Here is a 14,378-nt window from a genome sequence, read left to right on the forward strand (position 1 = left end):
ATACACACGATGGAAATTACGAAAACACGTTATTCAGTTAACATCGCTTTTGCCATTTTAGCGAGCATGCTCTTAAACGGGCTCTGTGCGGCAATGCCAGCAACGACTGATGTTGTGGTAACCAAATCGAGGGCAAGTGATTCAGCTAATGCATCGGTTAATACCTCTTTGCCTCGTTTTCACTCCGTTTCCCAAGCTGTTGCTTATATCGAGTCTCACGAGTCACAAAAAGACAAAGTATGGACAGTCTTTGTTAACGAAGGCATTTACCGTGAGCGTGTCGTCATTAATACTGATAATGTCCACTTGGTAGGCCAGTCGCAAGAAACAACGACTATCGTTTTCGATCGATATGCAGGTCAAAAAGTCGCAGAGAACTCTTCAGAAAAATGGGGAACCCGTCGCACTGCCACTGTGGAGATCTTAGGTGATAACATCACTCTCGAAAATATCACTATCATCAATGATTTTGATTATCCCGGTAACGAGGTCAAAGCAAAAGATGACCCTACTCGATTATCAGGCACGCAAGCAGTAGCGCTTAAAACCGGTGTGAACTCAGATCGCACTTATCTTAAAAATGTCGCACTCTGGGGTTACCAGGATACCCTCTATTTAAAAGGTGACCGCGCTCTGATTGAAGGCGGAACAATAGCAGGACATATTGACTTCATTTTTGGTGAGGGCACAGCGTTTTTTGAAAGCGTTTCTATTGTCTCTCGTAAACGTTATTCAGGTGGTGACAGCGAAGGACTAACAGGCTACATAACCGCCCCAAGTACCCATTTACAGCGCCCATATGGGCTTACTTTCAATAACTGTAGGCTTGAAAGAGAAAACGGCGTTCCAGATGAAAGCGTGGCACTGGGAAGGCCTTGGCATCCTACTACCACCTTTTCAGATGGCCGATATGCAAACCCTTTCGCTGTAGGCAAAGCGACCTTTATTAATACCTATATGGACACTCATATTATTCCAACTCGATGGACTACTATGGGAGGGACTACACCAAAAGGCGATAAGAGACCATTCAGTCCCCACACAGAAGCACGATTTTCTGAGTACAAGTCCTATGGAAAAGGCGGTAAAAACATAGCCAATTCAACCGATGTACTTTCGCATATACTGAGTGACGTGCTTGCTACCTTCTACACAAAAGAATCAGTATTACGTGGCTGGCAACCCAGCGAGATGTCTCACATAGAGGAGATGAAGTAAATAGTTAGATACATTGCGTAACCACTTGGTATCTATTATCTTTTAAATATCACTGTGCTTCGCATGCTCCTATGTCTATACGATTTCGATACATCATTGCTCTTGCACTGACGGCGTCTCTTATCACTCTTTCTTTTTTGGTGTTGTCTGATCTTATTAAACATCAACAAAAAGATGCAGAAATTATAAATATTGCGGGGCAGCAGCGTATGCTTTCACAACGCATTGCGCTGCTAGTCGGCACCGCAAACATATGTGGTGACAGTGACGAGCGCCGCTACCTCAATAAGTCATTAACGCATTTTAAGCAAAATCACCAGTATCTAGTTTCGTTAGAGCAGCTTCCCATTGTCACCTTCAATACTTATTTTAAAAGTGGCCAGCTCGATAGGATGGTCAATGACTATGTTGCGAAGGCAGAAAAAGTTTTAGAAAACGGCGAATGTAAACCAACCCAATTATTAGACATTAACCAACTTACCGCACTTCTTGAGCAGCTGGATAACGTGGTAAACCAGTTCGAGTATGATGCAACCAGTCGTGTAGAAACGGTGTTATCAATAGAGATGTACCTGTGGCTAGCTGCACTTTTTCTTCTAACAGTTGAAGCTGCCTTTATATTTTTTCCAATGGAACTTGAAATAAAAGGTTCATTTAAAAAACTGAACACGTTAAAAGAGCAAGCAGAATACAATGCTGAGCTGGCGCAAAAAGCCAATAAAGCCAAATCAGAGTTCCTTTCCAGCATGAGCCACGAACTGCGAACCCCGATGAATGGTCTATTTGGCATGATAGAGCTGGCAATCGATAACCCAGAGAAGAGCGGTGTCTATCTTAAAAAGGCCAAAACTGCGGGGCGACAGCTACTTGTACTTATCAATGACATTTTGGATATATCCAAAATAGAGGCGGGAAAGATTAAAATTGAACAAGCGCCAGTTGATCTGCTCCAAGTGCTGGATGATGTGGTCTCACTTCAGCGGGTATATTGTCAGCGCAAAGCCTTGGCATTTAAATATATCAAAGATCCCTCTCTCCCACATGTAATCAAAGGCGATATTACCCGCATCTCGCAAATCCTTCACAACTTACTTAACAATGCAATAAAGTTTACAGAGCAAGGCTCCGTCACACTAAAGGTTGACTACGCAAGCCAAGAGGATGGCAACCTTCTTACGTTCGATATAATTGACACGGGTATAGGTATAGCCTCACCGAAACTTAAAGCCATTTTTCGCAAATTTGAACAAGCAGACCAATCTACAACTCGCGAATTTGGTGGCACTGGGTTAGGTTTGAGCATTGCTAAGCAGCTTGCCAATCTAATGGGGGGCGATATCGAAGTGCGCACAGTTCTTGGTGAAGGTAGTACGTTTACGTTTTATTTAAAAGTTGAAGAAACACACCTACCTGAAATCGCTATAGAAACAAATGTGAATTTGCGCTGTGCAATCATTGACGATTTACAAACAAGCCGTGAATATTTTGAACATGTTGTTACCTCAATGTCGATTAAACCAACGTGCTATGAAAGTGCAAGCGCCTATCTAAACGATAACCCACTTGGTTATGAGGTAATTATTTTAGACCTTTCTATGCCAGAAATGAGCGGTGCTGATCTGATTGAGCAATTGAAAACCATGAGTCCAGCATCGCTTCCAAAAATTATTCTGATATCTGCCGAGCTAGAGCGCTTAAAAGATGAAGGAGACATACAGGCACTTATTTGGAAGACTCACGCAAAGCCTATCAACAGGCGAGAGTTGGAAAACGACTTAGCCAAGTTGATAGAAAAGCAGCCGATAAACCAACAAAACATGCTTAGTATCAACAAGAAAAAGCGAATATTATTGGCTGAAGACAATGAAATAAACGCCGAGATAGTGAAAGCGATATTACAAAATGAGGGGTACAAATTTCTTCATGTAAAAAACGGCTCCGACGCGGTTGATGTTTGTAAAAACCATAACTTTGACCTCATATTGATGGACTGTAACATGCCCATCATGGGCGGTATTGAAGCTTCAATATTATTGCGTAAAACCTTAGAGGTAAAAACTCCGATTGTTGCGCTAACCGCCAATGCCTTTGCTGAAGACAAGGATGAATGTTTGGCTGCAGGTATGGATGACTTTTTAGCCAAGCCGTTAGACAAAGATACGCTGCTGCTATGTATCAGAAAGTACCTTGGTTCATGATAAGCGTAATTAAATGTCAAACAACGAACGACTCAACTATATCGCTCCAACCTGCGAGGCTGGTATGTATGGCGCGCCTCGCTCATTCACAGGTTTTATAGCGCGCACAAATTTTTTATTAGACTGTGTAAAGCTCTTCCTCTACAACATAACCCGGTGCAATAGCCAGATTGTCAGTATTGGCGAGGCTTTGCTGGTTTCTAAGCCAAAGTTGATATTCACCAGTACGTAAACTTGCGTGCTTAGTGCAGTCAACATTCCAACGCCTTAACAAGTACCCTGCCATGGCCGCACGTACCTCTAAGGTAAGCACTCCCTCCTCCATCGCGTAATCAAGTTCTATTGCGGTAGGGTATTTTATATTTTTAGGATGGGGCACAATTTCGAGCGAGATAAGCCTTCCCCACTCTTTGTCGTTATCGATACATTCATGTGCTTCTGGTTCCGCTTTCACCGTCACTTTACTGAAGCGGGTTAAGACAAAGTCTCTAAAGCTCTGTGATTTTCTGTCGAACGCTCTAACATGCCACCGCTGACCATTATCAACAATACTATGCGGTACCAGTTCTCGCGCGCCGCTGCCGCTAGATAGCGACGTGTAAATAACACTAATCGCCTTGTTGTTAACAATAGCCTGCACTACTTTAGCCACTACAAAAATATCAGGCACGTTTAACGAAGACGCACTTTCTACAGGGAAATGCACATCGCCAATTGCATCAAAGCCGTCTGAGATGTCATTGGCAAGCTTTACCAAGGTGCGCTTTGCATCGTGCTCGAAAACCGGAACAAAGCTATCTGTTTGAAAGTAACGTTTTTCTCTTGGATCGTAAATTAAGTTATCAGGCGCTAATTCTTTGTAAAGCGTAAAGTCACGAGAGCCTGCCGATAGCCCTACTTCAAATCGATTTATCAAATCTTGGCGATGAATGGCCCCTTTAAACAAAAGGCAGAAGTCGATATACGCCAGTCGTTGGCGTTGAGAAAAAGAAATAGTTTCTAACATGGTGCGCACTTATTGTATTTTTATTCAGTGTGGTTCATTTAAAGCCGCATGTAAATAGCAAAAGAGATAAAAAAGCCCAGCGCTTGGCTGGGCTTAAACGTTTGGCATTTAAGGTTTATGACTTCGCATGTTTACGAGCGAAAAACATACCACCTAAAGCCAGAAGCGATAGCGCAAAGGTGCCTGGTGCAGGTACTTGGGCAATTTCGAAGCTAGTGCCTCTGGGGGCCTCGAGGAGAAGGTTAAACCCAATGTTATTTGATAATTCAGCCTTAGCAAATGAAAGGTCTACCGTTCCGCTACTTAACGCCACTAAAACAAAGGAGAAAATGTCTACCTCAGTTTTGCCAGCTTGAAAAGGCTCTACAGGACCAAAAGTCGCACTACTTAGTGACGCTGAATTAGCAGAACTATAATTTAGGGGACCAAAAAGTGGCACCCCAATAGCACCTAGATCCGTAACCGTAGTTGGGTCAAAACTAACAAACAGCGAATCAACAAAAACAGATATATCATACCCGAAGAAATATGTCTGAGCGCCACTTTCTGACAACTCTGAAGCTCTCACTGTTGCTGTAATTGTCTCGCCAACGTTATAAGTATCTTTATCTGTTGTAATCGAAATGAGTGCTGCATTTGCATTGAAAGTAGCGGCAGCTATTAATAGTAAAAAGAATTTTTTCATTGTTATTTTCCTAAAATTAAATTGCACAATTAGCGCGTGTACACATCGCCATTAATGCTTGAATATCAAAGAAATTAATTTGGCCGTCGCCGTTAAAATCGTAGGTTTCACCCGTCGCTTGCCCTTGCAAAAACAGTTGATAAAAGGCCATGATATCGTTGTAATCTACATCGTTATCACCATCAAAATCTCCAACTGTGACTTCTTCTGGGAAGTTGAGTACTACCACAACTGGGTCGTGATCTGACGAACGATATGCGTCAGCGCCGTAGTAACTAGAAAGCTGAGTTTCCGATTTAAATTCAACGTTATAGTCGAATACACGAGGCTCATCTGCATTGATATGCCATACCGTCGCGTCCACCACATATTCCGTTAATGATGGGCTTGATAAGGCGTGATCTAGGTAACCTATTTCGCCGCCGAAGCTATAGGAATAAGCGCTGTCGCCATCGAAGAAGTTAACCAAATTGCTGTAGCCAGCCTCTTCAAGAGCAAGAATAGGCTCTTCTTTCGCATAGGCATTTAAATCACCCATTACGATAACGCGGTCAGACAAGACGTCGCTGTTTTGCTCAACAAGGGAAATTAGACCTTGTGCTGCTTGGGTACGCAGTTCGTTCCAACACCCTTGACCGTCACCTAAATCGGTGTTGTTGCCTGTAGCACTGCCACAGCTCCCTTTTGATTTAAAGTGGTTTATCGCTAACGTAAAGGCTTCGCCATTGCTGTTAACACTAAAGCTTTGTAGCAAGGGTTGGCGATTACCATAGTCAAACGGTGCTTCAGACGACGTCACAGGATTACCCTGAAGTGAAACTACCGCTGGCTTATAAATAATACCTACAGCAATCTCATCACTGCCTAATTGAGACTCTAATGCTACGTAGCTGTACTCATCACTGCCTAGTTCAGCGTTCACGCTGTCTACTAATGTCGCAATTGCAGAATCGCTGCTATAACCATCGTTTTCAATTTCAACAAGGCCAAGTACGTCTGCATCCATTGCCACAATGGCAGATACTGTTTTCGCTTGCTGGCGAGCAAACTCAATTTCCGAGTCAGCACCGCGAGAGGTTGGAAAGTCTGGACCATTGAAATAATTAAGCACGTTAAAGCTAGCAACTTTTACATCACCAATAGCGTTTAACTGTGGTGCAGCAATCCGAGGATTAGTACGTACAGTTTGGATATCACCAACAGGGATAAGGTTGTAAGCACCAAAGGCATAATGTAATACACCTTCAAGGGCTTCTACACTGTCACCTAAGCGCAGCGGGTTATTATGTGATAAGCCACCAACAGGGAAAGGGATTCCATCCAAATTCTGTGAGGTAGCTCCATCCTCAACCAATAAAGTGTTTCGCGCATTAGTTTCCGCTAACGCCAGCGCTTCTTCTGAACCCGCTACAAATTGGTTTGTCGGGATCATCAAGCGTTCTGAAGACACATTGAACTGTCCATAACGCCCAAGATTATAGATATCAGAAACTTTAAGGGTTTGCTCAAAACTAATGTGCATGCCCTCTAGCGCTTCTAAATCAGTATCGAGGCTAAATGGCATAGCAATAGGTGTGTAAAGCACATTACTACCTACACCCGTAATCTCGAGTTCTGCAGACAAGGTTAATTGGGTAACACCAAACCGCTCACCTACCGTACCTGCTATACGCACTGCATCGCCTGCCTCAGGTAGGCTAAATGAACCTGCGTAAACAAATACACCTTCAGATGTTGCCGTATTACCGTCTGAATCATTCGCTTCTTCCTGAACAAAGAAACCACTCATAGCAGGCACAACTTTTGTTACTACCGCTTCAACTATCACGTCGTTACCGACCATTGCGGACTCATCGCCGTCACCTTGTATCGCGCTAATTAGCACTACTTCAGCGATAGGGTCAGTAGGATCTGTCGGGTCAGTTGGGTCGGTAGGATCCGTTGGTTCGCTTACTGAACCGTTATGATCGCCAAAGTTACTAAGCGTATCTTTTGGAAAGCTATCCCATTCATCAGTAGTAAACGCAGGGTTACGGTTAGGGTTGCCGCCTGTTACGGAGCTTTTACGTACTAACGTGACATCTTTGCCCCAATTAGTCTTAATGCCATAAGTACCTAATGCATCTACAACTTGCCCGTTGTAGACAAGCTCAACGTAATCATCGCCGTTGAAGTTCATTACGAAACTGCTAATTGTAGAGCCAGTTGTGAGTAAGGCATCAGCGTCGGCGTGAGCAACTGTTGCCACGCCACCTGCAGGAATTTCGCCTTCTAGCGCTAGTACTTTTCGATCAGCATCGGCAGTATCACCGTTTGAAAGTAAAACTAATTCGTAACCAGACAAGCTCACAGGTTGAGTCGAGCTATTAAAAAGCTCTATCGCTTTGTTAAAGTTACCACCCTCGATATACTCTGAGATGTAAACACGATTGGTTGACGGCCCATTATCACCACCAGTTTCTCCACCGGTATCACCACCTGTGTCTCCGCCAGTGTCACCACCAGTATCACCACCTGTGTCGCCGCCAGTATCGCCGCCAGTATCGCCGCCTGTGTCTCCGCCGGTATCACCACCAGTATCGCCACCTGTGTCTCCGCCAGTGTCACCACCAGAGCCATCACAGCTTTCATTAAAGATGAGCGAAGCAAGTTCAGGCTTGTCAATAAACGGGTTTCGGTTACCTTGGAATTCATAAACACGTTCATTACGGCGACGTTCGAAGTCATCTACTGGGTCGCTTTCATGCCACTGAAGCAAAACACAAAGTTTGCCGAATGCCGCTTCATCGGTAGACGTTAAGCGGTTTAACAATACTAAATCTTCTTCTGTGTCACCTGCAGTATTGCCGTCGTAACGCACGTCCATATAAAGCATTGAGCGAGCAACGTCGCCTTTCACTGCATCGCGTGGCTCAAAAGAATCGTTATCAACGCGGTTCGCAGGTGCTTCAGCAAGCGCGCTATCGCTAAAGTCAAAATCAAGGTTACCGCGCGAGCTGTTAACGGAAATGTCTGTGGGGCGCAGGTGAAGAATATCGGTGTATGCCGTTAAGCTTGAGCTTGAAAAGCCATGACTTTTTGCCCAAACATGTTCACGGTTCCAATTGTCTGGGTTAGTACTTTGACTACCGCTTCCGTTGGTAAACTTCCCTTGCGATAATCCTTTGTAAAAAAGAATAACATTGTCGGTATTCGCAGGATCTTCATCAGTATAGGTAAGCGCTGTCCATACTTCAGAATATGATAATGTGCGATGACCATTCTCAATGATATCATGCGCAGTTTCTTTCAGTATTTGTGCACTTTCGCCGTTGGCAATAGCTGCATCTAGAGCGGCATAGTAATCAGATGCTACATATCCGCTTGCTAAATTGATTGCTTCTAAGTCAGGGCAGTTAAAACAACTACCGCTTAAAAAAAGAAGCCCTTCGGAAGGTTCGCCACTGTTATCAGTGCCATCGTCGTTATCTCCACCATCTGAAGACCCCGCGCCGCTAACTGAAATGCTGTCTAAATTAAGGTATTCAGTGCCAGCATTATTAGCCATAGCAACTTTTAAAACTAGTGTACTTCCACTCCCGATTGTTTCATTTACCGTAGCACTACCGAAATCATCTTGTACGGTATTGGAAGCCCCTTCGGTAAGCGTTATAAGCTCAAATGCGCCGCCATCTAGTGAGTAAAATACATCAACGTAATCAGTCGATTCAAAATCGCCACTTTCCGAGAGTACTGCATTGATGGTGACATTACCCGCATCAGTAATATCAATTGATTCACTTAACCAAACCACTTCGCCATCGACATCACGGGCTTGCATTGCGCCATTTGCGACACGAAACCAGTCTGAAGTTGCAGTTAACTGGCCATTCGATACATCGATAGACCAGCGATTTACATTCTCAATAGTTACGTTAGTACCTATTTCGATAGCACCCGTTGCGCCCTTACCTTGTAACTCGCTGGATTCAAAATCTTCTTGCCATATTGTGTTTGCCGTTGCATTAAATGAAACAGCCCCTAGTGATAACGCACCTGCTAATAATGCGTTTACCACTTTAGCCGATTTACTCAGCTTATATTTGTGTGTGTTACCCTCATTAACCATTTTTGCTTTCCGCTTTTTGTATAAGGAAGGTATAAATTCTTATACATACGTATACGCAGCAAGCACTTAATGAAAATAATAATATAAACGTCACATACTTTAAAAATCAGTAAGTTAAAGCTTTTAAATAAGCTTATTTATTTATTAACTCCACTGAACTTTGGTACAGGGCAAGCTGATTTGTCACAAACCTTAATTGTTACCTTTTTGACACATTTTCATGAACCTTAAAGATGCAGGTTTAAATTTTTATGCACAAAAAAAGGGCGCTTAATAGCGCCCTCCATCGTTAAGTAATAATGAGTAACACGAAATTATATCGCGTTAGTGTCTCGCTTTACTGACTATTTAGGAAGCGGTCAAAATCATCTTGAAAAGCCGTCTTCAGTCTCATGCATTGCTTAGATTCATCTTGCATGATCTCAACACCTCGCGACATTCCTTGATATTTATTGCTTATTTTACCGTAGAAGTCGTTTGCTAATTCTAGGTTATCACTAGAACACGTTGTTGAAACAAACTCTGGCATGCGGCTCACGTGATAGTCAGGCATTTTATTGATGAGTGCCTCGTAATTTTTATCCAGCCATTGGTACAGTAGCGTCTGGTCATCGAGATTGCGGGCTACACGAACCACCATATACATAGTATTTGCAGGTGTAATATCGTCCGTTAGAGCTAAATCTAACATTTTGAAAACGGTGGCTTTATCTTCAAAGTGCATAGAATACATTAACGTGCTCTTCACGTTAGGCAGCTGGGCTTTTTTATATGCATCAACAATTGCGTTAAACCATTTACTTTGCTCACCGTCTTTACTGTTTTTCGTCGCTATTTCAATTGCAGTGCCTGCAATACCTGAAGGTACGCTTGTGGTATCGCTAATGTACTGGTTGGCTAAATCAACGCTTTGCTCTACCAGTGCTTGGTTATTAGCATATGTACCCAGTAGTTCATAAAGTTGATTTCGCAGGCGAATTACATCTGCGCTGTCTTTCTCAGCTTGGGTAAGCGTAAGCGATGTTAATAACGGCATATAATTTTGGTTTAAAAGCGCTGCATAAGCGTCTTTATTGCGCTCATTTACTAAATAATCAAACTCTTCCAATACGCCAACTGCAGCGCGAATTACCGCTGGGTCATCGTCTTTAGCCAAAGTATTCAGTAATTTCATGACGCTATCCACGCCAATTTCATCAGCGTTTAATAGCGCTTGGTAGTTATAAAGCAGGTTTTTCTTCTCACGCTTATTGAGGACATCAATGTTATCAAGTAAAGCGTTGAGTTGGCTGGGCTCTACTGACCAACGGAAATATCCGGTGGCATTGTCATTAGGAAATACCCAGTCAGCTTCAGCTATCTTTGGCAACACCATAGTCTCTTTATCAATGAAGACGACTTCGTTAAGAATTTTGCCCTTCGACTGATAAGTGAGTTTGAGCGGAATAGCCCAAGTTTTATCTTCTACCGTGGCGCCAGCTAGATGAAAACGAGATTGGGTTATTTTACCCTCTTTAGATATATGAATAAGTGGATAGCCAGGCTGCTCTAAGTAAGCTTTCATCATAGCACTAAGGTTGAAGTCTGATACGTTATCAAGAGCGCTCCACAAGTCATCTGCCACAGTGTTACCCCAGGCGTGAGTGTTCATGTAATTCTGAACCCCTTCACGGAATTTCTCTGTACCAATTAACGACTCTATCATCTGTAAAATCGACTCACCCTTAGAATAGTTAAGGCCAAGCCCGTCCATTACATCAGGCTGACTTTTCACTATCTTTTTAACGGGTTTAACCGTAGGGCTAGCATCCGCAGTAAACGCTCTCTCTTGAACAATACGATCGGCATAATTAAGTTCTGGATAAAGGGTTTTCATCGTATGGCTTGCCGCCCAAGAGGCAAACGCTTCGTTTAACCATAAATCATCCCACCATGCCATGGTTACCAAGTTGCCAAACCATTGATGAGCAAGCTCGTGAGCGATCACATTCAATGGCCGTGAGCGCTCTGTAACGCTTGGGTTATCCTCAAGCAACAGTAAGCTGTCTCTGTAAGTGATCAGCCCCACGTTTTCCATTGCGCCATGAGTAAAGTTAGGAACAGCCACGAAGTCCATCTTTTTGTACGGGTACTTTATGCCAAAGAAGTCTTCCAGCGAAGCTAGGATTTCAGGTGTATGCTTAACAACAAATTTTGTCTTGTCTGCATAGCCTTTTGGCACATAAATTTTTCCTGGTACTGATAAGCCTGTTATCTCTGTGCTATCAAAAGGGCCAACGGTGTAAGCTATTAGGTAGGTAGGCATAGGCTTTGTTTTTTCAAAAACTACCGTTTTTATGCCGTTTTCAACTGTTGTTTTCTCAACAGGTGTGTTCCCGACTATCTCCTGATGGGCGGGCGAGCTGATCGTCATCTGATAAGGAATCTTGAAATTCGGTTCGTCAAAGCTTGGAAACGCTTTGCGGGCGTGCATGTCTTCAAATTGCGTGAAAATATAGTTGGTATCTTCAAAGCGTGACAGATACATGCCGTCAGAAGACGTGTTGACCTTTCCCTCAAAACTTATCTCTAACTGATAATTACCTGGAGCTATCTCGCTTCGCGCTTCCCCCCAATTCATATCGTAATCACCAATAGACACAGAAAGGGGAATAGTGGTGTCTCCTGACACTAAGCGCGCAGAACTTACCGTAAGGTCCTGCTGGTAAAAACCAATTTTATTTGTCGTCTTTTTTACGGTGACATCAATTGTTGTGGTCCCTGTGTAGGCTGGGTTGTCAGGGTCGATATTAAGATGGATTCGTTGGAACGTCGGCGCCACTTGCGAAGGTAAGCGATATTCAACATCCGCTAGCGTCTTCTGCAATGGCGCAACAGCGGAAGAAACCGCAGTTTCTTGCGCTGTGACTGTAGCTACTGATAGCGAATTAAGCGCACAGGCACTGGCGACAGCCACGGCCAATTTCGTAAATCGTTTCATTGTGGTTTATCCGTGTTATGGGGGAAAGTCCCTATATTTGTACACAGATAAGCATAATGATGATAAAAGGCCTTATCAATCAAAAGGCCTCGTAACGAAACCCGAAATTGTTACTATTGGTGTCAGACGCATAATTTGTGGTGCTTATCGCACCACAATTAACCTGCTTACATACAGATTAAAATTGATAGCGTCGCAACTGAAGTTGCATTTTCTTTATCCTTTCAACTAACGCCTCGCAGTTTTCCACAACCTCTTGAGCATAGTCACTGTTGGCATGCCCCACCTGCTGAATACTAATAACGCCTTTGTTAACCTCATTAGCCACGGAGGTTTGCCCATCAGCCATACTTGCAGCTTCTTTATTAAGTGTGGTTATTCGCGCTACCGCATCAAGTGCCTGCTTCAGAGAGTCGCCTGCATGTTTTGTTGACTCCACCGTTTTGAATGCCGTTTCTTTGTTTTGCTGCATTTTCTCTGAAGCTACGCGGCTTCCTTGCTGTAACCTTTCAATCATGATGCGAATTTCTTCAGTGGATGACTGCGTCCTGCTAGCTAGCGAGCGCACCTCGTCAGCCACTACCGCAAACCCCCTTCCCTGTTCACCGGCTCTCGCTGCTTCTATCGCTGCATTTAATGCTAGTAAGTTGGTTTGTTCAGCGATGTTTCTTATGACTTCCATTACGCCACTGATTTCTTCACTGGCTTGAGCAAGCTCGGTAATGACTTGTACAGATGCATCAACATCATTCGCTTGAGACTGAATGTCACTGATGGTCTGCGCCAGAACATTAACACTGTTTCTCGTGTCCTGATCCGCCGCATGTGCAGCCTCACTCGAACTTTGAATGGTAGAAGATACCATTACAGTATTCTGTTGCATCTGAGATATTGCGTTATCAATTGACTCTGTCTCTCTTCCTAGCTGTGAAACAGTCTTTTGAGATTGCATAGCGGTTTCATTAAGTGTTTGCGACTTAGCCAACATTTGCTCGGTGGCTTCATCAACACTTTGCAAGGTGTCTTGGAGCTGACTTAGAAGCGCATTAAACGCTCTAGCCATTGTACCAAACTCATCGCTACTAGACGCTTGGAAACGGAAGGTAAGGTCGCCGTCTCCTGAAGACAAGTTGTTTACTACCCCGATGAACTCATCCAATGGCTTGCCGACGATATGTTTCACCAAAAGCCAGATAGTAATAAGAATAAACGCACTGGCGATGGCTATTTTGAAAATAACCCCTACCACTTCGCTTCTGACCATCGCACTTTTCTCGGCGGCTGAAGCTGCAAGTATAATGTCGTACCCCCATGGCGAAAACGGAACTTCTGTAACAATCCAGTCGCTATTGTTAGATAGCGCACTCGTTACCTGCGAGTCATTTACATGAGAAGAATGCATTCGAATATTGCCCTTCCCATCACGAAGTGCTACGAAACCGTCTTCCAGAACATGGCTTTTTTTGATGGCCTGTTCAAGCACGTTTAAGTCAGCGGAATAGCCTACATACCAGATACCAATGACGTCACCGGCACCATTGAACATGGGCTCATAACCAGTTAAATAGGGGCTACCCAGTATATCAACGGCACCATAATATGCTTCTTGCTGATTGATTTTCTTGATAGCTTTACCTTGGGGCGCTAACTTAGTCCCTATTGCACGTTCACCATTTTTAATTACATTAGTGCTAACCCTTATATAGTCATCGCCAGTTTTACTAAATATGGTAGCTGTTCCGCCCATAACGTTGGTCAACCCATCGACCAAATCAAAAGAATTAGCCTGCGCTGAAGAACCTAGCCTTATTTGGAGCGCCTGAGTATCTTTTACCGTCACATAGTCTGTTTGATTTGGCACGCCTAACGCCTCACCTTGTTGTTTGAGAAGCGCCATACTGCTTTTAACACGTTCAAGCATGATAGCGTCAGTGACGGTGAGTATATTTACAAGCCTATCAGCGGTAGTGTTTTTCTGCTCTTGGACTTGATTAGAAATGGAAGCGGACGTGGTTAACACGGTCACAATAGCAACAATAATGGCAAATAACCCAATGACTGCCGCAATGGAGAACAGGAACTTTCTTTGAATAGACATCTAATTTCTCATCTAATTTACGAATTCAGCCCTTCACTCCCTTGAAAAATCGTTTTCCCGTAATATTTTGACCTACTTAAAATAC

The 14,378-nt window shown here is 43.5% G+C and carries 7 protein-coding genes; 2 read left to right on the plus strand and 5 right to left on the minus strand.

The features are described 5' to 3' along the window. Window positions 1–9 precede the first annotated feature (9 nt). Both C6Y39_RS02530 and C6Y39_RS02535 read left to right on the plus strand, forming a co-directional pair. Window positions 10–1,218, plus strand: a complete 1,209-nt coding sequence (locus tag C6Y39_RS02530) for a pectinesterase family protein (protein ID WP_105929761.1) — start codon at window positions 10–12, stop codon at window positions 1,216–1,218. A gap of 71 nt (window positions 1,219–1,289) precedes the next feature. After that, window positions 1,290–3,416 carry a response regulator gene (locus C6Y39_RS02535; protein WP_105929762.1) on the plus strand — a complete coding sequence of 709 codons (2,127 nt, stop codon included), beginning with the start codon at window positions 1,290–1,292 and terminating at the stop codon, window positions 3,414–3,416. Between the two features lie 118 nt (window positions 3,417–3,534). On the opposite strand, the gene C6Y39_RS02540 is transcribed toward C6Y39_RS02535, so the two are convergent. The 5 genes from C6Y39_RS02540 to C6Y39_RS02560 form a co-directional block, all read right to left on the minus strand. Further along, complete coding sequence (locus tag C6Y39_RS02540) at window positions 3,535–4,422, minus strand: WYL domain-containing protein (protein ID WP_105929792.1); 888 nt, start codon at window positions 4,420–4,422, stop codon at window positions 3,535–3,537. A 115-nt stretch (window positions 4,423–4,537) separates the two neighbouring features. Then, a complete protein-coding gene (locus C6Y39_RS02545) occupies window positions 4,538–5,107 on the minus strand; it encodes a hypothetical protein (RefSeq protein ID WP_105929763.1) in 570 nt (189 codons plus the stop codon). Between the two features lie 16 nt (window positions 5,108–5,123). Further along, a complete protein-coding gene (locus C6Y39_RS02550) occupies window positions 5,124–9,215 on the minus strand; it encodes an ExeM/NucH family extracellular endonuclease (protein ID WP_105929764.1) in 4,092 nt (1,363 codons plus the stop codon). 337 nt (window positions 9,216–9,552) lie between these two features. Beyond that, window positions 9,553–12,195, minus strand: coding sequence for a M1 family metallopeptidase (locus tag C6Y39_RS02555; protein ID WP_105929765.1), 2,643 nt, complete (start codon window positions 12,193–12,195; stop codon window positions 9,553–9,555). A 178-nt stretch (window positions 12,196–12,373) separates the two neighbouring features. Next, a complete protein-coding gene (locus C6Y39_RS02560; RefSeq protein ID WP_105929766.1) occupies window positions 12,374–14,293 on the minus strand; it encodes a methyl-accepting chemotaxis protein in 1,920 nt (639 codons plus the stop codon). Between the last annotated feature and the right edge of the window lie 85 nt (window positions 14,294–14,378).

It is taken from the genome of Alteromonas gracilis (genome assembly GCF_002993325.1).
Classification (GTDB): Bacteria; Pseudomonadota; Gammaproteobacteria; order Enterobacterales; family Alteromonadaceae; genus Alteromonas; species Alteromonas gracilis.